Source organism: Loktanella sp. M215, assembly GCF_021735925.1.
Lineage (GTDB): Bacteria > Pseudomonadota > Alphaproteobacteria > Rhodobacterales > Rhodobacteraceae > Loktanella.
This window is the reverse complement of record NZ_WMEA01000001.1, coordinates 2,303,144-2,323,731: the sequence shown is the minus strand read 5'-3', so window position 1 is coordinate 2,323,731 and position 20,588 is coordinate 2,303,144. Positions and strand designations below refer to the sequence as shown.

The following is a 20,588-nucleotide window of genomic DNA, read 5'->3' as shown; positions in this document are numbered from 1 at the left end:
CGATCTCCGTGCAGGAACCAAGCGAATTGTGAAGATTGTGTTGCTTTCAGGGGCAATGGCGCAGGCATGCATCGCCGGGCGTGACCTGCGGCGGCTGACTGCGTTAGACTGCCAGCAGGATCTGCCACGAAGGATCAAAATGCCCCCGTCCGATCGGACCAAAACGGCCCGGTGCCCGTCCTGCGATGCACCGCTGACAATGGCGCAACGCGATGTCACCGGCCATTGCGGCACGCCCCATTGCGCACGACGCCACGGTGCGACGGTGGCGCGGGCGACCGCACTGCGGCAGCAGGCGCGCGACGACGCGCGGGCCGCGACGATCGCCGCGCCGTTGCGCGCTGCTGCGGCGCGTGCAGTGGGCACCGCCGATGCAGAGGTGCAGATCGTGCGGCTGCCCTATCAGAATGAACCCGTCACCCCCTTGCCGGAGGCCACCCGCACCGCGTTCCTGACGGCGCTGAGGTCGGTCGTGGAGGCCGCCTGCGCGTCCGCCCCGGATCAGGCGCAAGACGACGCCGAGGTCGCGGACATCCCGGCCTCGGGTGTGGATGCGGACCGGGATGCAAGGATCGGGGCGGCCGCCTGCACCGCCTGTCAGGGTCGCTGCTGTCGGCTGGGGCTGCACGAACATGCGTTCCTGCGAGAGCGTGATATCGCGCGCCGCGTCAGACTCCACCCTGACCTGACGCCCGCCGCGATCATGGCACATTACACCGCCGCCCTGCCCGCGCTGTCGTCGGACGGGTCCTGCGTCTATCACGGCGCAACGGGATGCGTCTTGAGCCGGGACTGGCGGTCGGACACCTGCAACGCCTATCGCTGCCCATCCCTGTCCGCCCTCGTGCGCGACAACGCGACGGGCAAGGGACAGGCGTTCTTGTTCGTGGCGCTGAACGCGGATCAGGCGCAGGTTATGGCCTACCGCGACGGCGGACCCGCGATCCCGCTGGACCGCCCGCTGCCACCGGCAAAGACGGATCAGACGACGCCCTAGATCTTGCCCTCGGCCCGCCACGTTTCCAGCATCTGGCGCGAAATCTCGAAATGCATGGAATCCTCGCGGGTGAAACCGGCCCCCCAGACCCACCCTTCCTCGCGGAAGAAATCGGCGAGGATCGTCAGCCCCAGTTGCGTCTTGCCGTCACCCAGCGTGTCGAGCTTGCCGTCGATGTTCAGATCGACCGCCAACCCGAAGGCATGCGTGGACGTACGGCCGATCGTGCCGCGGATTTGCCGCACACACAGCGATCCTGCGGTATTAATCCGGGCATAAAGGTCGGGGTCCGTCGCCGCGACCTTGGCAAACACCCGCTTGAGGCTGTCGATGGCCGGTTGCAGCATCTGGACCCGGATCGGTCCCACATCCTCAACCTTCAGCAGCGCCCGCAGCTTGGGATTTTCCATGGGCTGACAGTCATTGCCCAGAACTGCGCGCGGGCGGCCCAGAAACCCTTCGAGGAAGGTCGGCGTCCCCACGGCAATGCCCGGATTCACGTTCCGCCGGTTCGCGATCAGCACGACCTGCGCATAGGCGTCCAGAATGCTGTTTTCGCCATCGGGGACGTAGCCCTGATCCTGCAACGCCGGCCCGCCTGCACCACCCGGTGCGGGCGCCACGGCGACGGGACGCGCGGCCAACTGCTGCATCTGATCCTGAATCGTCGCGATCTGACCCTGCAACGCCTCGATCTGCTGGCGCAGGCCTTCGATCTCGATCCGGGCGCCGCTGTCGATCGCCGCCCCTACGGCAGTGCCGTCGGTCTGCGCCACCGGGTCCTGCAACGCCTGCAGACCAAGCCAGATCAACGGCACCAGCAGCAGGCAGATTGCGCCCACGATCAGCGGCACGACGCGCATGTGTCCGAAACTCCCGCAAGGCATTGCCACGGGCAACCTGTGGCAAGCGGAAGTCCGAGTCAATTCGGATCGCTTAGTGCGCCGGGCGCTGATTGCGAGTGACATGACGCAACGGAAGCGTGTAGTGTCATCGCATCAGTGATGGATCAGAAAAGGCCACGTCAATGTTGCAACGTCTCGTTCCCATCGTCGCAGTGGCCGCCCTTTCGGCGGGCCTGCTGGTCTCTCCCCTGAACCTTCATGCGGTGGCAGCACAGGCGGCGGATGCGGGCGGCGAGACGGCAGAGCAGATGGCCGAAAAGTTCCGCACCCAGAAGACACGTGGCCTTGTGCTGGCCACGCCGGACGCTGCCGCGTCGGATGCCGCAACGGACGCCGCACCGCAGGGTGCCGATACCGTCGCGGAAATCGCGACCGCCATCCCGCAGCGCGAACAGGTGAACGTCAACGTCTCCTTCGACTTCGATTCCGCCGCCCTGCGCGCCGACCAGAAGCCCAAGCTGGTGACGCTGTGTGGCGCGTTGAAGGCGGCCGACGTGCAGGCGATTCGCATCCTCGGGCATACCGACGCCTCTGGCACCGCGGACTACAACGAACGCCTGTCCAAGCTGCGCGCCGAGGAAGTGAAACGCTTTCTGGCTACCGACTGCGGATTTCCAGAAGACCGGATGGAAGCGCTTGGCGTGGGTGAACGGTTCCCCTTCGATCCGGCCAATCCCAAGGCCGATGCCAATCGCCGCGTCGAATTCCAGGCCCTCAGCTGACGGGGCCGGCGGAGTGATCCGATGACCGGCACGCCCAACCGCGGCATTTTCAATGTCGGCGACGTCCTGAACAACACCTACCGGATCGACAAGGTGCTGGGCCGCGGCGGGACGTCGGAAGTCTACCGCGCCGTCAGCGAGATTTCGGGCCGGGTCGTCGCACTGAAGGCGCTGCGGCTGGAATACTCCCGCAACGAAGATTTCCTCGCGCTGATGACCCGCGAGGAAGAGATGCGCGAAATCCGCCACGATGCCGTCGTGCGGTACTACGACAACCAGCGCACCGATCAGGGGCTTGTCTATCTGGTGATGGACTACGTCGAAGGCCCGGGGCTGGACCAGAAGATCAAGCAGGGCGGGATGCCTGCCGCCGACCTGATGGTGGTGGCGCGGCGTGTGACGCAGGGCCTGATCGCGGCGCACGCCAAGAATATCGTCCACCGCGATCTGTCGCCCGACAACATCATCCTGCGCCACGGCAACCCCGCCGATGCGGTGATCATCGACTTCGGCATCGCCAAGGACACCAACCCCGGCGCGGAAACCATCGTCGGCAACGAATTCGCCGGCAAATACGCCTATGCCGCACCAGAGCAACTGGGCGGCCAGACCGATGCGCGGGTGGATATCTATGCGCTGGGTGCGCTGCTGCTGGCCGCGTTCGAAGGCAAGGCGCCCGACATCGGATCGAATCCGATGGAAGTGATCCAGCGCAAGGCGCAGCCCCTCGACACCGGTCGCGTGCCGGAACCGCTGAAGTCCCTGATCGACAAGATGACCCACCCCGATCGCGACGCCCGGCTGCAAACCGCGCAGGATGTCCTGCAGGAAATCGACCATCCGACCGTCTCGGCGGTCGATGCCGCCCCGCTGGATTTCGGCGACGACGCCGGCGAACACACCGTGATCGCGCCACGCCCCGCCGCCGCGAAAACGCCGCCCACTGTCGCGCCACAGGCCGCCGTCCCGGCAAAGCCGAAAGGCCGTGGCGGGCTGATTGGCGTGGCGGCGGTCGTAGTGGTTCTGGCCGTGGGCGGCGGGCTTTACGGTGCGGGCGTTTTGGGTGGAAGCGGGTCAGTGGCCCCAGCGGACGCCGTATCGCGCGGCGATGCAGCACCCTCCGGGGACAGTGGCACGGCGCTCGCAGATGCGGGAACGGTGACCGACCCTGCGCCCCCGCCCGACACGGCCACCGATGTGGCACCGGTCAGCCCTGCACTGCCTGTGGCGGATCCCTATACATTTGCCGCCGCACGACCCGCTGGCGGCAGCGTCGAAATCGTGGGCAATGTCCCGTCACAGGATGTGCGCGATGCGGTGCAGGCCCTGACCGACGATCTGGGCGGCACGGCGGATCTGACGCTCGCCAGCGGCGACATCGCTGCGAACTGGGGCACCGGGATCGTGGATGTGCTGGGACAGGTGTCAGTCCTGCCGGACTGGAGCATGCTGGCCGACGGCAATGCCCTGCGGATCAGCGGCACGACAGACGACCCCGCCGAGCGTGACCGCCTGATGGCGGCCCTTGCCCCGGACGCCCTGCCCGCCGGCCTGACCGGCACGGCCGAGATTAGCCTGACCCTGTCGATCCTGCAGCCGCCAGCGCTGGAACAGGTGCTGCAGGACCAATCCGACTGCGGCGCACTGCACCTCGTCGATCCCCCCGCCGTCGGTTATGCGGCGGATACGCCCGTTCAGGTGGCAGGCGAGGTCGCCAGCGACGATGCGCTCAGCACGCTGACAGCGGCGCTGACCGCCCGCGCCGGCACGCGGCCTCTGGATCTGAATGTCACCGTCCTCAATCCTGCGCTGTGCCAGATCGCAGCCGTCCTGCCCGCCGCCCCTCCGGGGGGCATCCAGATCACGTTCGGCAACGGTGCCAACGACACTGAAAATCCGACCGGCACTTTCGTCGTCGGCGACAACCCCGTGATCGACGTCACGATTCCCGCGACGATGACGACGGGCTATCTGTTCGTGTCGGCGCTGGACGTCTCTGGCAACGTGTTCCACCTGCTGCCCAACATGCTGACGCCCGACAACGCGGTGACCAGCCTGCGTCAGGGCGGTGACGGTCCGGTCACCCTGCGGGTCGCATGGCCGCTGGCCGCTGCGGCGGACGGCAAGAAGCTGGCCTTTACCGTGGACGACACCACACTGGGCAAGACGCAGATTCTGGCGATCCATGCCGAAGATCAGATCTTCGACGGTTTGCGCCCCACGACGGAAAGCGCGGCGGGCTATGCCACCGCGCTGGCCGCCTCCTCCGGCACCGTGCGGTCACTGGACAGCGCCATCCTGACGACGGCCGCGCGCTGATCCGGGCAGGCCCGCCATTCGGCGGACCGCACGGACCGCAGCCGTCAGCCCTGCGCGACGACGACTTTCGTCGAGAAGTTCGTCACGGTCCAGGACGCCGGAATGCCGACACCGTCGACGGGATAGCAGGTCTGGATCTGCAGGGTGGTGCCACCCGCGCCGCGGTCGATGATCATGTTGATGCTGCAGCTGGCCTGAGTCCGCGTGACGGCGGCATCGTTCTTTGACACCGAGGCATAGGACGGCGCGCCACTGGCCGGCATGAAGCCGAATTCCTTCGTGATCGGAATCGTCATGACGATCCGCAGCGGGGACCCGGCGTGCGTCGCGTCGTCCAGCACCGCCAGTGCCGCCTGACCCGGCACGCTGTTTAGCGCCTGCGTGGCGGCCGATATCTGAAGAACCTGCGTGGCGAAGGCGCCGGTCTTCCCGGTCCCGCCGCGGTTCTTGAACTGGCTGTTGCTTTCGCCGGCGCGCTTGGTCACGCGGTCGAGCATCGCCGTCATCGTCGCGCCTCCAGTGCCACCGGCGGAGGTGGCATGCAGCATACGCGAGTGACCGGCCATCCCGGTCAGGGGTGAGGCCGCACCCTCGGCGCCTCTCAACATCGCGCCGACATCGAATATTTCGTAATACTTGGCAAATGGCATCTCAGTCTTCCTCTGTTTGAGGGGGCAAGAAGCCCCGGTGCGTTGATCCGGCAGGTGGTGGCCGGACATCGGATTCGCGAACGGGGATCACGCCACGTCCACCACGATGACGGAAATGTTGTCGGCCCCACCACCCTCCAGTGCGCGGGCCATCAGCCGTTCCGTCACCGTCTCGATCGGGGTGTCCGACAGCAGGTCACGCAACACGGCAAACCCGGCGTATTTCGTCAAACCGTCAGAGCAGAGCAAGAAGCGGTCGCCGCGCTGCACCTCTCCGCGGATCTTGTCGATGTCCAGCACCTCGCCCACCCCGACGGCGCGAGTGATGGCGTTGGACTGCGGATGGTGTTCCGCGGCATCCCAGCTGAGCTGTCCTGCCAGCACGAGGTCGGCCACGATCGAATGATCTGTCGTCAGCATCTCGATCTCTCCGCCGCGCAGGCGGTAAAGGCGGCTGTCACCGGCCCAGAAGCAGACGAAATGTCCGTCGGCGATCATCAGGGCCACGACTGTCGCACCGATCGTGCCGCCGCCGCGGGCTGCAATCTCTGACAGGATCGCAGCGTGTGCCGTCAGCAAGGCCTGACGCAGCGCCTGCATCTGCGCGGCAGGCGTGTCCGCCAGCGGCATCGTGGCGACGCTGTCCACCACCGTCTGCGATGCGAAATCGCCGGCGGCATGGCCGCCCATGCCGTCGGACACCACGAAGACCTGCGCGTCCGGCAGCGACAGGATGCTGTCCTCATTCACCTTGCGCACGTGGCCCACATGGGTCGCACTGACATGGCGCAGCCTGATCATGCGCGGGCTTCCTGCGGGATGGCACCGGGCCAGCGTGCAGGATCAAAGAAGTCCGCCGCCGCATCGGGTGGCGGCCAACCCGCAAACTGAAAGCGCTGGATGATGCCATCGCAGTGCGCCGTCCAGTGGCTTTGCCCGGATGCCGGTGTGGCAGCAGCGCCCGGCGGCGGTGCAAGGTCATCCAGCGCTGCCATCAGCGTGTCACGCGTCGCAGCGTCGTCCAGCGTCGCAAGCGCCACATCCTCCAGCCGCGCAAACCAGGCGTCGGCGGGAGTGGGTACGTCCTTGGGCAAGATCGCGAACAGGGCCAGCGGGAACTGCCGCCCGACCCGGTCGACCGAAGGCATCATGACACCGGCGACACCCTGTGCCCCGGCCAGCCCCGGCGCCAAGACGAAGCGCCAGATCGGCGCCGACAGATAACACCTCTGCCAATCGGCCCCACAGGCTGTGCGGGCCGCGATCATCGTCTGTTGCAGCCAGCGGTCCCAACGGTCGGTGAAACCGGACGGTGCACCGATGCGGACGAAATCGCCCAAGGCTGCGATCTTGCCGAAGGCAGAAACGGCGCCCACGGTCAGAACGACGTCGGGCAGCGGAAATCGCGCAGCGCCGCCAAGGTGAAGGGATCGATGGACGTGCCGGTCTGCAATTTGAAGATCGCGATCCGCCCCCCCAGATTGAAGATCAGCCGCTTCTTGTCGGGCACGTCGGTATTGCGCAGCTCTGCCACATCGAAGATGCGGAAGAGCGACCATGGACCGCTGCGGACCAGTTCGCTTTCAGACTGGCTCTGAGCGGGCAGGAACGACACCCGCGCGGCACCCACCGATCCGGGCCACAGCATCGCGACCGTGCCGGGGGTGCCCTGCGTGTGGACGAAACCCACGGTCTGCCCGTCGATGTCCAGCACGATGCCGTCGGCCTTGGGGTCCAGCGCCTCGGTCGTCAGCTGGAACGACAGGCCAAGGTTCGCCCCCCCCGAAAAGAACGCCGCCCGGATCAGGGCCGCATTCTCGAACTGGGTCAGCACCGCCGGGGAAATCCCGAGCTCTGTCCCCGGCCCCGGCTTGAAGGTCCAGGGGCTTTGCGACATGTCGACGACCTTTTCGAGGTTCGCCTTAAAGAAGGCGTCGATCTGGCCGCCGGGTTTGAAGAGCTCGCCGAACTCGGCAAGCGAGGCATCGGCGGTCGCGCGCTTTTCGAACGGATAGGTGTTCGTCGTCACCCGCTGGCACAGCGGCAGCACCGCCTGCTGCCACGCCGCATCGATGCCCGCGCGGGTGCCTTCGGTGGCGATCCCCTTCGACCCCACCGTGATCTGCGAGGCCCAGCGCTTGATCGGCCCGTCCTGCACCCGCCCGGCGGCGGCCTGAAACCGTGGCAGTGCGGCGCTGGCATCCTGCGGGTTGCCGATGCCACCCGCGAAGTTCAGGTTCGACAGCTCCTGATAGACGTCCTTCAGGATGTCGATCAGCCCGTCCAGTGCCGAAGGTTGCCCCTCTGCCGCCGCCGTCAATTGATGAAGCCAGGCGAAATGCGCCTCCACCGGGGCGCCGGGGGCCACTGCAGGCTTGCCGGTGCTGGCCGCCTGCGTCTTCATCATCGCTTCAAGGAAAAGCCGGCTTTGCATCGACAGGCGCCGGGTCAGAAGGTTGGCCGCAGGCGCACCGGCGGCTGCGGCGACGGCTGCCGTTCCGTCATCCGTCGCCACGTCCGTCAGCATCGTCTCCGCCGAGACCGCGTTCACCACGTTCGCGATGGGCGAGGTCGGTCCCGACAAGACGTTCGTCACCTCGACGGCGGTTGGCAGGTCCTTCATCGGGATGATGTCCAGATCGCCCAGCAGCGCATCGTACTGCACGTTGAAGTCCTCGTAGTAGAGCGCCAGCACGTCCCTGCTCAGGTTCATCAGCGCGGTTTCGCTCTGTTCCTGTGCCGCTGCCTGCCCCAGCACCCAGCTTTCGCTCTGGATGCGGGCGGCAACGGTCAGCGCCTGTTCGAGGAAAACCTCGTTGAAGCCGGCCTTGGTGAAGATGCCGGGAATCCCGTCGTTCAGCTGCTGGCCCGACGATCTGCTGAAGGCCTTCGCCACCGATGGACCGCCCACGTCCGTCAGCCGCCATGCGGCCAGATCGAGGGCCGCAGGGGAATTGATGATCCCGTTGTAGACGCGTTGCGCCTGCGGCATCTGGGTCAGAGCGCCCTGCGCGGCTTTGACCAGATCGTTGTTGAGTGCGATGGGTTGCAGCGGGCCCGACATCAGCACAGCCAGATGGCCCGCGAGATCGGCGCGCAGCCCCTCGCGGCTGGCATCGGGAAAGGCCGCGTCCCAATCGGCCTGCATCCATTGCTGCACCAGATCGGGGTTCAAGGGCCCCACGCCGCCCAGCGTCAGATAAACCTTCAGCGTCTCGTACAGCAGATCCGGGTCGTTGATGCTGGACTGCATCTGGTTTTCCAGCCGCAGCAGCAGGCGCGGCAGGAAATGGGTGTTGAGGGCGGAGCGATAGGTCAGACGTTCCTCGTTGCCGATCACCCGCCCCTGATACAGCCCGAACCCCAGCGACGCAGGCCGCGATGCGGGCTGTCCAGACGGATTGCCAGACGGATTGCCCGGCAAATCGCGCAGCGTGTTCAGCGCCGGCACGATCGAGATCAGGTCCGTATCGCCGACCGGGCTGGGCGGTATCAGCGCCGCCTGATCGCGGTAATCCGCGATACCCGTCCGGGTCGAATCCAGCAGCGCAAGGTTGCCGGTATAGCTGCGCGCCCAAAGCGACCCCATGCCGATGGCGACCACGGCCACGGCGGCAAAGGACGCCCGCTTGGTCCAGCGATAACGCCGCTCAACCCGGTCGTCGGCGGACACGAGGCCCGCCTCGGGAAAGATCACGCTTTCGAACAGGCGGGTCAGGAAATAGGACCGCCCGGTCCCGCGCCCGGACCCGATGGCCTGCCGCCCGATACCGAAGGTGCGCGACATGCCCATCATCAGACGGTCGATCGGCGTGCCTTCCTGCGTGCCAGAGGTGAAATAGACGCCGCGCAGCATCTGCCGGTGTTCGTAGGTGTTGTCCTGAAAAAGCGCGTCCAGAAAGCTGCGGGCGATGTCCTGCACGGACGCCACCTGAGACGAGAATCCCGCGATCATGCTGCGCCGCTGGGGATCGGTCTCGGTCTGGATGCGTTCCAGCGCCAGCGCATTCAACTGGTCGACCAGCAGGCCGAATTCAGCGTCGAATGCAGCGGCGGGCGGCGTCTTGGTGCCCTTGCGCGGCGCTGGCAGCGTGAAACCCCAGACCTGCTCGCGCTCTTCCTTGCCCAGCCCGTCGAAATATTCCGTGAAGCCCGCGATCAGATCGGCCTTAGTGAACAGGATGTAGACCGGGAAATGCACGCCGAGCCTTTCGCGAAGTTCGTGCAGCCGCCGCCGGATCGCCTGCGCATGCGCCTTCTGCGTGACCTCGTCCTGCAACGACAGGTCCGACAGGCTGATTGCCACGATCGCGCCGTTGATCGGCTGCCGCTTGCGGTGTTTCTTCAGCAGCGCAAGGAAACCCAGCCAAGCGGCATTGTCCGCCTCGGCGTCGCTGTCCTGCGTCGTGTAGCGCCCGGCGGTATCGACCAGCACGGCGTCGTCGGTGAACCACCAGTCGCAGTTGCGCGTTCCGCCTACACCGCCGATGGCAGCGACCTCGCCTTCGTCGGACAGCGGGAATTTCAGACCGGAGTTCACGATGGCCGTCGTCTTGCCCGCCCCCGGCGGGCCGATGATGATGTACCACGGCAATTGATACAGATGCTTGCGCCCGGACTTGGACTTGCGCAGGCCGGTCAGCGCGGCCTTCAGCTTGCTGCGCATTTCGGACAGTTCGGCGGTCACCGCCTCGTCCTCGATGGCGACCGGATCGGCCATCGTGACCATGTCTTCGGTCAGGGCGGTATCCTTGCGGTCGCGGCGCAGCACGATCAACAAGACGATCAGCAGCACGGCGATCCACAGCACTGCCAGCCCCACCAGCCGCCCCGTCACGCTGTCGAAGGGATGCCGGTCGCCGAACCCCAGATACCCGCCGACGAACCACAGACACAGCGAGGCGATGAGGCCGACGATCAGCGTGATGCCGATGCCCGACCCGAAGAACCGCAGGATCTTCATGACTGCTGTTCCTTCACCAGAACGATCTCGATCCGTCGGTTCATGGCCCTGCCCTCTGCGGTATCGTTGGGTGCGATAGGTTCGCGGTCCGACCGGCCTTCGGCCTGAAGGCGCGCGGGGTCGGCGAACTGTCCGGCAATGGAGGTGCGCACCGCCTCGGCCCGGGCCAGCGACAGGTCCATGTTGGACTTGAACCGCGCGCTCTTGATCGGTGAGGAGTCGGAATGGCCCGCGATGATGATCGGCCCCTTCGCCTCTTTCAACGCCTCGGCCACCCGTTGCAGCGGCGCCTCGAAGGCCGGCACCAGCGCATCCGAGGCAGAGCGGAACATGCCGTTGCCCGCAATCCGCACGGTGATCGTGTTTGCGTCATGCAGCACCTTGACCAGCCCTTCGTCGATTTCGGGTTTCAGGAATTCCGTGACCTTCTGCACCGCTGCATCGTCGGTGGCGGCGGGCGGCGGTGCCGGGACCGGGGGCGCGCGCCGTTCCAGCGTGGCAATCCCACCGGGGTCGAGGACGGACAACTGCCCGATCACCGTCTGCGCCTGCGCGTTCAGCAGGTAGGACAGCGTCATGAAACCCGCGACCAGCAGGGCCGCCGTCGCGGCAACCGAGATCCACATCGGCTTCCACGCCGAAAACGTCCGGTGCGGCACATCGAGGCCGGGCCAGTGCGGCGACAGCACCCGGTCCGGGTCGCCGCGCTGGGTGCGGATGATCCGCGCGAGCCCGCGCCGCACCTCCATGTGCTTGTCGGCCCCGCCCTGTTCGACACGCAACCGCCCCTCGAACCCCAGAGACAGGCACATGTAGAGGAATTCCAGCATGTCCAGATTGCGGCCCGGGTCCTGTTCCAGCCGGGCCAGCAGGTCATAGAAGCGATCGCCGCCGACGGTTTCGCGGTGGAAGGTCGCGACCATCGACTGCTGCCCCCATTGCGACGTCCCGCCCCAAGGCGTGTTCAGCACCACGTCGTCCAACGTCGCGCAGATCGCATAGCGCGCAACCTTGATCGCGGCGGGGTCGATGCGATCCTGCAGCGCCTGCGCCTCGAAGGCGCGCACCTCTGCCACGACGGACCGGCGCAGGGCGTCCGGGTCAGGGTGCTGGGCACGGTTGCGGATGCGTCCGACCAGCGCGAAAAGCGTGGCGGCCGCGGCGTTCAGCGGGTTCAGACCCGTCAGCCGGGGCGCGGGTCCCGTATCCCGGGGGGCCGCCGAGGCCTGCAGCGGCGGGGGCGCCGCCGCGGCCGCCGGGGCTGCGGGCATCGGTGCGGCGGGCCGCCGTCCGCCCGGATTGGGGCGGATCACCGTGCGTTCGGTGTCGTCGGGTTCCGCAAAGGGATCGTCGTCAGACATCGTCATCCTATCCTTGCCGGATTGCCCAAAGTTCCATCGTCAGCCCCGGATAATCGCCCGAGACATGCACCGCGATCCCGCCCGAGGTCGTCATCCGGCCCCAGATCGGCGTGTCGCTGTCCAGTTCGAAATAGACCACGTTGGCGCTGTAGGGGATCTGCCGCGGCGCCACCGGCAAGGGCCGCATCGGGATCCCGGGAAGTGCAGAATTGACCAACTGCCGGATTTCCTCGACCGATCCGATCTTGGCTTGACCGGCAAAGTGCCGCCTCAGGTTCTCTGACGGTACGTCCGCACTGACCGCCAGAACGAAACCCGCGGTGTTGATCAGCTTGCGGTCCGCGATCACCCCGACCGAGATGCCGTACTTGCGCGGCTCCAGCGGGATCGACACCGCCGTCTGTTCCAGCACCGCCGACAGGTACTGCCGCAGCACCCGGATCACGCCGGAAAATGTCTGTGTCAGATCGTGGTGCCGGTATGCCGGAAACGCCGGGGGATGCTTCTGCGCCGCCATGAAGGTCGACAACTCTCCGGCCAGCATGACGCAGTCGCGGTAAAGGTGCAGGGGATGCAGGTTCTCGATGTCGAGCGCCAGACGCACGGCGGGCAGCATCCGGTTGATGGTCTGCAGCAGCAGGAAATCCTGTATCTCGGCCGCACCCTTCGTCGTGCCGCTTTGCGCGATGCGGCCCGACAGCGCGGTCATGCGGTGCGCCAACAGACCGTCGAGTTCCTGCACGAAGCCCGCCAGCGGCCCCGCCGCGCGGATGTCGAGGCAAGACGGGATGAACGACCCGTCAAGGATCACTTCCTGATCCGCCCGCACCTCGATGATGCGGGCGACGGGAATCACCAGACGGTCGGCCAGATCGTCGACGGCCAGCGCGAATTGCAGCCGCAAGGTGCCGACGGTCAGCGTCGCACCCTTGCGACCGGCGCCTGCCGTATCCGTCACCTCGATCTCGCCCATGCGCAGGCGGGCGTTCGACAGTTCCGCCCCGGTCTGGTCCGTTTCCGCAGCACCCTGACGGCGCTGCGGCACGGTCAGATAGACGATGCAATCCTTGGTCTCCGACGGCACCTCCAGCGCGGGGGGATGGGTCTCGGCCTCTGGCACGCGAAACACGGTGCCATCCTGCGTCAGCCCGGCGCAGGCTTTCACGGCAAACTGGCCGACCTTCAGCACGTCCATGTCGATCTCGAGCGCGGACACACCCCATGCGTAGGGCGCGACGCGCCGGGCAAGCCCCGCGACCAGCGCCTCAGTGTGACGGTCCGCCTGCTGAAAGTGGTGCGGCTGCAGGAACAACCCTTCCGTCCACAGTACCTTGCTATCCCACGACATTGCCGTCCCCCGGTCGTTCCATCATGTCGCCTTCAGCCGATCCAGCTGCGCCTGATAGGCTCTGGCGAATTCCTTGCTGAACAGGTCGTGAAAATCGTTCTCGGCCTGATCCGAAATCTCTGCGTACTGCGTCTCGAACACGTCCCAGTAGCGGGCCTTCTTGTTGGTCAGCACCGACCGCAGGCTGCTGTCCGACGCAATCCGCTCTGTCAGCCGCTTGGGGTCCAGCCGCCCCAGCACGCCTTTCAGTGCAGCCTCCATCCCGGTCATCATCGCGATCTCGTGGGCCTTGATGTCGTTCAGCGCCTCGGAGGCGGCGGCGGCTGCGGGCAGATAGCCCTTGGTCGCTGGGCGGACCATCGCGGTGATCGCCTGATCGACGCTGACCGAGAATTTCAGCGGGTTGTTCGCACCGGCCGAAATCACGGTCTGCTGCATCCGGAATTCCGACTTGATCGACTGCCGGGTCATCAGGATGTCCCGCAGGCCGCCGATCATGGTGTTCAGCACACCGCCAAGGCGCGCCATCGTCTCGGTCAGCTCCGCGTCGGGAATGTCCAGATCGCCAGCGCCAAGAGCCTCCAGAAACGCGCGGGCTGCGTCGTTGGGCGCCGCCGACGAGGGGGCCGTCGCCGGGGGCACCGTGGCGGCGGGCAGAATCGGTTCGTCGGGAATGACCGGCGCGGCGGCGGGCGGCGCCGGTTGCGTCGGCTCGAACGGTTCACCAAAGGAAAAGTCCGTGCCGCCAAGCAGGTCCAGATCCCAGTTGTCGGGGATCGCGCCGCCCGAGGGCACTGGGGGTGCCGGCTCCACCGCCGCACGCCGTGGCATCGCCTCTGACAGGGACGAAGCGTGCGACGACTGCGCCGGACCATCCGGGACGCGTGCCGGTTTCAGGAAATCCTCATCGTCGCCAAGCGGCGGCAACAGGCCGTCGTCCCCCAGCACATCGCGCCGGACCCCGGCAGGTCCCGCCGTCGGACCGCCGAGCAGATCGTCGAGAAACCCGTCAGCGTCGCCCAGCGGGTCCAGAAAGTCGGACATGTCTGCCGCGCGGGCGGTGGGCGGCGCAGACCGCGCGGGCGCCTGGTCCGGAGCGGTCTGCGCGATGTCGGCAAAGAGATCGGCCGGACCGGGCCCGGTATCGGCGCGCGCAATCTCGACCAGCAGCTCGTAGCGCCCGACCGACAGGATGTCGCCGTCGTTCAGCGGTGTCGGCACCTTGCCCAGAGGGATCTTGCCATAGTTCAGAAACGTACCGTTGGTGCTGAAATCGACGACCACGACGTTGCCGCCATGATCCTCGATCGCGCAGTGGCGGCCGGAAATCGTCTTGTCGGGGTCCGGCAGGACCAGATCGTTCTGATCCGACCGGCCAAGCGTCATCGTCCCCCCCACCATGCGGGCCGGTCTGGCATTGGCCGGCATGGTGCCGGTCGACTGGAAATGGATCGTCACAGGCATGAAACCGGTCTAGCCCCCCACGATCACGGTCAGCGCGCCCGGTCCCACGACCATCCCGCCGTGGGCGCAGGGATCCATCATGATCCGAACGCAGGGCCTGGACCCGACCATGACGGTCGATGACCCCTTCACCAGCGTATCGGGCGGGCCGATGCAGGTGGCCATGTTGCCGATCGGTGCCGCAAACGACCCACTGACGATGACCGTCGGCACGCCGGGCGGCAGGACGGGACCGCCCACGTGCGGGATCGGCGGCACGCCGGGCGTGATCATCGGGCAGAGATGAAAATCTCCGACGCGGGCGCAGGGCATCATGGCAAGGTCTCCTCTGTCGGGCGGGCGGGCAGCGAGATCTGCCCGTTGCCGCCACGGGCAATATCGAGTGCGCGGTCGATCAGCACATGACCATTGGCGGCCATGTCGCCGCCGCTTGTCAGCGCCTTGATGTTCATGGCAAAGACCGCCGCTGACGCCGCCCCCGGCGGCCCGGCATAGGCCGCCAGCTCGCCGGTTCCCAGCTTGTCGTCGCAAAAGATCACGGCCGTGGCACAGAGCACGGTTTCATCATCCACATCCGCCAGATCGACCGCGGTTCGGGCGGCGTCGCGCGTGTCATCGCTGGGGCGGCGGACCCAGGCCTCGGCCAGTTCCAGCGGCAGCGGCAGCTTGTCGACCTTTCCGATCAGATCGCGTGCCGCCAGACAGGCCCACCATGTCCGTTCGCGCGGTGGCAGGGCCACCGACATCAGCCGCAGCATGTCCACGGTGGCCCCGGCCTCTGCCAAGGCCGCCATGACCTCTGACACGCCGGCGCTGGCCGGCAATGACATCGGCGTCTTCAACTTGGCGTTTTCATGGGCAAGCAGACGGGCTGCGGGCTGCGCCGGCACTTTCTTCAGATCGTCGAAACGCTGTGTCATGTTTGCCCCGTCAATTGATCATCGTCATGCTGCCCTTGAGGATCAAGGTCACATCCGCTTTCACCTCGGTCACCGGTGCCTTGGCCTCCAACGCCACCATCCCCTCCAGGCTGACCTTCAGCCCCTTGATCGTCACGCCGCTCTGGTCGATCTTGATCGAACTGCTTCCGACCGTCAGCGTGATCGACTGGGCCGCGGTGATGTCGACCTTTCCGGCCTGCGCATTCATCGTGTAGTTCCCGGCACTCAACGTCAGCTTCTCGTTGCCTGTCGACAGCTTGCGCGTGACGTTGCCGGTATCGATCGTCTCAGTCAGGTTGCCCTTCTTGATGGTCACGGCGGTGTCGCCCGTCACCGTCAAATCGGACTTGCCTTCCACCTTTTCGGTCTTGTCGGTCTTGATGGCCAGCGTCTGGCTGCCGGTCTTGACGGTAAAGCTGTGGTCACCCTTCTCGACGATCTCGTCGAGGTGGTTTTCCACCTCCAGTTTCATGCTGCGCGCGTCCTGCGCCTTGGCGTCGGTCACGTCGCCGTCGTGCTTGTAGCCGACCCGCAGATGCGCCGCGTTCTGCACCACCTGCGTGAAATCGCGCTCCGCCTCCATCCGGATCAGTTCCTTGCCTTTTTTGTCCTCGAACATCAGTTCATTGTAGCCGCCACCGCCCTTGGAGCTGTTGGTCTTCATGCCGCTGCGCGTCGACTGGCCCGGAAGGGGATAGGGCGGCATGGTGTCCGCATTGTAGAGCATGCCGGTGCAGAGCGGACGGTCGGGGTTGCCTTCCTCGAACTGGATGACGACCTCCTGCCCGGCCCGCGGCCACGCGGCCATGCCCCAAGCCTTGCCGGTCCAAGGCATCATGGTGCGCACCCAGCATGTGGCTGCGGCGTCGGACTTCTTTGCCATGTCCCAGTGGAACCGGACGTGAATTCGGCCGTATTTGTCGACGTCGATCTCCTCTCCGTTCGGGGCGGTCACGATCGCCGTCTGGACCCCGGCGATCTGCGGGCGCGGCGGTACGAAGGGGGCACGGTAGGGTTGCGCCTTGGCCACGGCAGTGCAGGACATCGCCACGTGCTGGCCCTCATCGGGCGCTGGCACCTGCAGATCCTGCAGGACCGACTCCGCCCCCGGTTTGGGGTGTGCATCGGAGCGGTAGAACAGCGATACCTGCGTCGCCAGAAATGCGCTCGAGTCGGCCGTGGTATGGCGCGGATGATCCTTGAGCGTGAAAAGCTTGCCCGGAAACAGCAGGACGGTATCCCCCGCCCCGCGCCACGTCCGGAAGTCGGCGGCTTCCGTTTCGCCCATGGCAGCGGCCTTGCTGTCGCCAGCACCCGCATCGGTATACAGCCCCGGATAGCGATAGGCATTGTATTCCTTGTGACCATGCGCGCCCGTCGTCTGCGTGGCCCTGACCGTCAGATCGGCGGTGGGATTTTCGAAGTCGTAGTCGCGCAGGGTGACCTTGCCGGTCACAACCCGCTCTGCCGCCGTCCAGCTGTGAAGGTGCTCGATCCGGCCCGCCCCCATCTGGCCGCGGAACGGGACAACATCGTCCGCCGTCGCGGACACGTGGGCGCTGGCCTGATCGGTGACGACCATGCGCACGCCGTCCTTGCCGTGATCAAAATAGAAATAGTACCCCTCCTCCGCGATCAACCGGGCGACGAAATCGAAATCGCTTTCGCGGTACTGCGTGCAATAGACCCGCGTGGCATCCGTCTGCGTCGGGTTGACCACCAGATCGCGGCTGAAGCCGTGGGCCGACAGGACCTCCTTGACGATCGCCATCGCGGTCATGTCTTGAAAAATGCGGTTGTTGCGCGCCCGCGTCAGGAACCAGGGCCAGGGGCGCAGTTCCAACAGATATCGGCCCATGCCGTCGGTGACGCCCCGCGCCTCGGCGCTGATGACCGTGCCCCAGAACTGCTGCTTCGCCCCCGTTTCCCCGGTCAGCGTCAGTCCGCCATCGGTGCCGACCAGCGTTTCAAAGTCCATCGCCTTGTCCTTTGACGCGAAATCGATGTGCGCCACGGGCACCGCGCCGATCTCGCCTGCAATCAGGGCCGCCGCGACCTGCACGTCAACCGGATCGGTCTCGCCCCGCAGGGTGATGGAGAGTGTGAACGGCGCGGCCATTTATCGGTCCTCTTCGGGTCAGGCGGGACGGCGGGGATCAGTCGAAGGCATAGGTGAATTCATGGTCGGTCACGTCGATGTCCACCTTGGTCACGGCCTTGCCTTCCATCATGCGGTTCAGGAACTCGGCCGAGATGTCGGGAAGCATGGTGTTCGTGACGATGGCGTCGATCATGCGGCCGCCGGATTCCAGTTCCTGACAGCGGCTGACGATTTCTTCGACTACCTTGTCGGAATAGTTAAAGGGCACCTTGTGGTTTTCGGTCACGCGCTTCTTGATCCGGTTCAGTTGCAGGGCGGTGATCTTGCCGATCATGTCCGGCGACAGCGGGTAGTAGGGGATCGTCACCATCCGCCCCAGCAGGGCCGCCGGGAACACCTTCAGCAACGGGTCGCGCATCGCCTTGGTCAGCCCGTCGATGTCGGGCATCAGGTCGGGGTCGCTGCACAGATCCATGATCAGTTCAGATCCCGCGTTTGACGTCAGCAGGATCAGCGTGTTCTTGAAGTCGATCACGCGGCCTTCGCCGTCCTCCATCACACCCTTGTCAAAGACCTGAAAGAACACCTCGTGCACGTCCGGGTGCGCCTTTTCGACTTCGTCCAGCAGCACGACGGAATAGGGCTTGCGCCGCACCGCTTCGGTCAGCACGCCGCCTTCGCCATACCCGACATAACCCGGCGGCGCACCTTTCAGCGACGACACGGTGTGCGCCTCCTGATATTCGCTCATGTTGATGGTGATGACGTTCTGTTCGCCGCCATACAGCACCTCGGCCAGCGCAAGTGCTGTTTCCGTCTTGCCGACGCCAGAGGTGCCGGCCAGCAGGAACACCCCGATCGGCTTGTTCGGGTTATCAAGACCCGCGCGGCTGGTCTGGATGCGCTTCGCGATCATCTGCATCGCGTGATCCTGCCCGATGACCCGCTTGGCCAGATGATCGGCCAGGTTCAGCACAGTGTCGAGTTCGTCCTTCACCATCTTGCCGACGGGAATCCCGGTCCAGTCACCGATGACGGTGGCAACGGCCTGCTGGTCCACAATGGGCAGGATCAGGGCATTTTCGCCCTGCAAATCGTGCAATTCCGCATTCTTGGCCTGCAACTGCGCCATCAGATCGGCACGGTCCGCGCCTGTTGCCGGTTCCTGCGGCGGATCGATGGACACATCGCCCGCTTCTGCTGCAACGGGATCTGTCGGGGTATCGACCGCTGCCCCACCTTCACGCAGCTTGGCGCGCAGATCGAGGATGTCCTTCACGACGGCTTTTTCGGCCTCCCACCGGGCATTCAGTTCCGACAGGCGCTGTTCCTCGGCATCCAGCATCAACTGCACCCCGTCACGGCGGGTCGTCACGTCGAAGCCCGCGGTCTCATCCCGGCCGATGATCTCCAGCTCTGTCGTCAGCGCCTCGATGCGTTTGCGGGCGTCGTCGACCTCGGCCGGGACGGCGTGCTGGCTGATCGCCACGCGGGCGCAGGTGGTATCCAGAACGCTGACCGACTTGTCCGGCAATTGCCGCGCCGGGATGTAGCGGGCCGACAGTTCGACCGCCGCCGCGATGGCCTCGTCCAGAATCTGCACTTTGTGATGCTTTTCCAGCATCGAAGCGATCCCGCGCATCATCATGATGGCCTTCGGGATGCTCGGTTCCTCGACCGCGACGACCTGAAACCGCCGTGTCAGCGCGGGGTCCTTTTCGATGTGCTTCTTGTACTCGGCCCACGTGGTTGCGCCGATGGTCCGCAGGGTGCCACGCGCCAGCGCCGGTTTAAGCAGGTTGGCGGCGTCCCCGGTTCCTGCAGCCCCGCCCGCACCGACCAGCGTATGCGTCTCGTCGATGAACATGATGATCGGCGAGGTCGAGGCCTGCACTTCCTCGATCACCGATTTCAGCCGGTTTTCGAACTCGCCCTTCATGCTGGCCCCGGCCTGCAACAGGCCCACGTCCAGCGCCAGCAACCGCGCGCCCTGAAGCGCGGGCGGCACGTCGCCGCGGGCGATCCGCAGGGCAAAGCCTTCGACGACCGCCGTCTTGCCGACGCCCGCCTCGCCGGTCAGGATCGGGTTGTTCTGGCGACGGCGCATCAGCACGTCGACAACCTGCCGGATCTCCTCGTCGCGGCCGACGATGGGGTCGATCTTGCCGTCCTTAGCCTGCTGGGTCATGTCGGTGCAGAACTGCTTCAGCGCCTCTTCCTTGCCCATCGCGGCGGGCGACATGGCCCCCGATGCCTCGCCCGGGACCGCCCCGCCACCGGTGCTGGACCCGTCCTGCGGCACCAGACGGTCCTCTGGCGAGCCGTCGGTGATGCTGTTGAAGTTGTCCGCCAGATCGTCGGGCAGGATGCGCGCGAACTCCTTGGAAATACCAAGGAAGATGTTGCGCAAATTCTTGGTCTTCATCATCCCCAGCACCAGATGCCCGGTGCGGACCTGTGACGAGGAATAGAGAAGAGAGCCATAGACCCAGGCCCGTTCCATCGCATCCTCCAGATGCTGCGACAGGTCGGAAATAGTACTGGCCCCGCGCGGCAGCGCATCAAGCGCTGCCGTCATGTCGGACGCCAGCCGCGACGGGTCGATCCTGTAGTGATCCATGATCCGCTTGAAGTCGCTGTCGGGCAGTTGCACGATCTGCGCCAGCCAATGCACGATTTCCACGTAGGGATTGCCGCGCATCTTGCAGAACACCGTGGCCCCCTCGATCGCCTTGTAACCGACAGCATTGAGCTTGCCGAACAGGGCGACACGACTGATCTCTGTCATGGGTAAAGTCCTTTGATGACCCGGTGCGG

The 20,588-nt window shown here is 65.8% G+C and carries 15 protein-coding genes; 3 read left to right on the top strand and 12 right to left on the bottom strand.

The features are described 5' to 3' along the window. The first annotated feature begins 139 nt into the window (after positions 1-139). The gene (locus tag GLR48_RS11400; RefSeq protein WP_237061501.1) at positions 140-997 is read left to right on the top strand and encodes a hypothetical protein; all 858 of its coding nucleotides are present in this window, start codon (positions 140-142) and stop codon (positions 995-997) included. Here the strand turns inward: GLR48_RS11400 and GLR48_RS11395 are convergent. Beyond that, positions 994-1,860, bottom strand: a complete 867-nt coding sequence (locus GLR48_RS11395; protein ID WP_237061494.1) for a M15 family metallopeptidase — start codon at positions 1,858-1,860, stop codon at positions 994-996. The genes GLR48_RS11400 and GLR48_RS11395 overlap by 4 nt on opposite strands. Before the next feature lie 164 nt (positions 1,861-2,024). Between GLR48_RS11395 and GLR48_RS11390 the strand changes: the two genes are divergently transcribed. Together GLR48_RS11390 and GLR48_RS11385 are read left to right on the top strand one after the other, a co-directional pair. Next, positions 2,025-2,624, top strand: coding sequence for an OmpA family protein (locus GLR48_RS11390; protein ID WP_237061492.1), 600 nt, complete (start codon positions 2,025-2,027; stop codon positions 2,622-2,624). A 21-nt stretch (positions 2,625-2,645) separates the two neighbouring features. Continuing rightward, on the top strand, positions 2,646-4,943 hold the full coding sequence (locus GLR48_RS11385; RefSeq protein ID WP_237061490.1) for a serine/threonine-protein kinase: 2,298 nt from the start codon (positions 2,646-2,648) through the stop codon (positions 4,941-4,943). Between the two features lie 44 nt (positions 4,944-4,987). Here GLR48_RS11385 and GLR48_RS11380 read toward each other — a convergent pair whose 3' ends face one another. The 11 genes from GLR48_RS11380 to tssH all read right to left on the bottom strand — a co-directional run bounded on the left by GLR48_RS11380 (position 4,988) and on the right by tssH (position 20,559). After that, the gene (locus GLR48_RS11380) at positions 4,988-5,593 is read right to left on the bottom strand and encodes a hypothetical protein (RefSeq protein ID WP_237061488.1); all 606 of its coding nucleotides are present in this window, start codon (positions 5,591-5,593) and stop codon (positions 4,988-4,990) included. 87 nt (positions 5,594-5,680) lie between these two features. Next, the gene (locus GLR48_RS11375) at positions 5,681-6,394 is read right to left on the bottom strand and encodes a PP2C family protein-serine/threonine phosphatase (RefSeq protein ID WP_237061486.1); all 714 of its coding nucleotides are present in this window, start codon (positions 6,392-6,394) and stop codon (positions 5,681-5,683) included. Then, positions 6,391-6,969, bottom strand: a complete 579-nt coding sequence (gene tagF / locus GLR48_RS11370; RefSeq protein ID WP_237061484.1) for a type VI secretion system-associated protein TagF — start codon at positions 6,967-6,969, stop codon at positions 6,391-6,393. The genes GLR48_RS11375 and tagF overlap by 4 nt, the downstream gene beginning before the upstream one ends. Positions 6,970-6,971: 2 nt before the next feature. Then, complete coding sequence (tssM, locus tag GLR48_RS11365) at positions 6,972-10,556, bottom strand: type VI secretion system membrane subunit TssM (RefSeq protein WP_237061483.1); 3,585 nt, start codon at positions 10,554-10,556, stop codon at positions 6,972-6,974. Then, positions 10,553-11,923 (bottom strand): type IVB secretion system protein IcmH/DotU, encoded by a 1,371-nt coding sequence (icmH, locus tag GLR48_RS11360; RefSeq protein ID WP_336886622.1) that lies wholly within the window; start codon positions 11,921-11,923, stop codon positions 10,553-10,555. Before icmH ends, tssM begins: the two co-directional genes overlap by 4 nt. Position 11,924: 1 nt before the next feature. After that, a complete protein-coding gene (gene tssK, locus GLR48_RS11355; protein WP_237061482.1) occupies positions 11,925-13,265 on the bottom strand; it encodes a type VI secretion system baseplate subunit TssK in 1,341 nt (446 codons plus the stop codon). 21 nt (positions 13,266-13,286) lie between these two features. Further along, positions 13,287-14,729: a type VI secretion system-associated FHA domain protein TagH gene (tagH, locus tag GLR48_RS11350; protein WP_237061478.1), complete on the bottom strand. Its 1,443-nt coding sequence runs from the start codon at positions 14,727-14,729 to the stop codon at positions 13,287-13,289. Positions 14,730-14,738: 9 nt separating this feature from the next. Continuing rightward, a complete protein-coding gene (locus GLR48_RS11345) occupies positions 14,739-15,044 on the bottom strand; it encodes a PAAR domain-containing protein (RefSeq protein WP_237061471.1) in 306 nt (101 codons plus the stop codon). Further along, a complete protein-coding gene (locus GLR48_RS11340) occupies positions 15,041-15,649 on the bottom strand; it encodes a DUF6931 family protein (protein WP_237061463.1) in 609 nt (202 codons plus the stop codon). Before GLR48_RS11340 ends, GLR48_RS11345 begins: the two co-directional genes overlap by 4 nt. A 10-nt stretch (positions 15,650-15,659) precedes the next feature. Beyond that, positions 15,660-17,789 (bottom strand): type VI secretion system Vgr family protein, encoded by a 2,130-nt coding sequence (locus GLR48_RS11335; protein WP_237061462.1) that lies wholly within the window; start codon positions 17,787-17,789, stop codon positions 15,660-15,662. 37 nt (positions 17,790-17,826) lie between these two features. Beyond that, positions 17,827-20,559, bottom strand: a complete 2,733-nt coding sequence (gene tssH / locus GLR48_RS11330; RefSeq protein WP_237061461.1) for a type VI secretion system ATPase TssH — start codon at positions 20,557-20,559, stop codon at positions 17,827-17,829. Between the last annotated feature and the right edge of the window lie 29 nt (positions 20,560-20,588).

Excerpts from the sequence above, each read along its gene's own strand:
- GLR48_RS11400 (WP_237061501.1), top strand. The coding sequence starts at position 140 with ATGCCCCCGTCCGATCGGACCAAAACGGCCCGGTGCCCGTCCTGCGAT.
- GLR48_RS11395 (WP_237061494.1), bottom strand. The coding sequence starts at position 1,860 with ATGCGCGTCGTGCCGCTGATCGTGGGCGCAATCTGCCTGCTGCTGGTG.
- GLR48_RS11390 (WP_237061492.1), top strand. The coding sequence starts at position 2,025 with ATGTTGCAACGTCTCGTTCCCATCGTCGCAGTGGCCGCCCTTTCGGCG.
- GLR48_RS11385 (WP_237061490.1), top strand. The coding sequence starts at position 2,646 with ATGACCGGCACGCCCAACCGCGGCATTTTCAATGTCGGCGACGTCCTG.
- GLR48_RS11380 (WP_237061488.1), bottom strand. The coding sequence starts at position 5,593 with ATGCCATTTGCCAAGTATTACGAAATATTCGATGTCGGCGCGATGTTG.
- GLR48_RS11375 (WP_237061486.1), bottom strand. The coding sequence starts at position 6,394 with ATGATCAGGCTGCGCCATGTCAGTGCGACCCATGTGGGCCACGTGCGC.
- tssM (WP_237061483.1), bottom strand. The coding sequence starts at position 10,556 with ATGAAGATCCTGCGGTTCTTCGGGTCGGGCATCGGCATCACGCTGATC.
- icmH (WP_336886622.1), bottom strand. The coding sequence starts at position 11,923 with ATGACGATGTCTGACGACGATCCCTTTGCGGAACCCGACGACACCGAA.
- tssK (WP_237061482.1), bottom strand. The coding sequence starts at position 13,265 with ATGTCGTGGGATAGCAAGGTACTGTGGACGGAAGGGTTGTTCCTGCAG.
- tagH (WP_237061478.1), bottom strand. The coding sequence starts at position 14,729 with ATGCCTGTGACGATCCATTTCCAGTCGACCGGCACCATGCCGGCCAAT.
- GLR48_RS11345 (WP_237061471.1), bottom strand. The coding sequence starts at position 15,044 with ATGATGCCCTGCGCCCGCGTCGGAGATTTTCATCTCTGCCCGATGATC.
- GLR48_RS11340 (WP_237061463.1), bottom strand. The coding sequence starts at position 15,649 with ATGACACAGCGTTTCGACGATCTGAAGAAAGTGCCGGCGCAGCCCGCA.
- GLR48_RS11335 (WP_237061462.1), bottom strand. The coding sequence starts at position 17,789 with ATGGCCGCGCCGTTCACACTCTCCATCACCCTGCGGGGCGAGACCGAT.
- tssH (WP_237061461.1), bottom strand. The coding sequence starts at position 20,559 with ATGACAGAGATCAGTCGTGTCGCCCTGTTCGGCAAGCTCAATGCTGTC.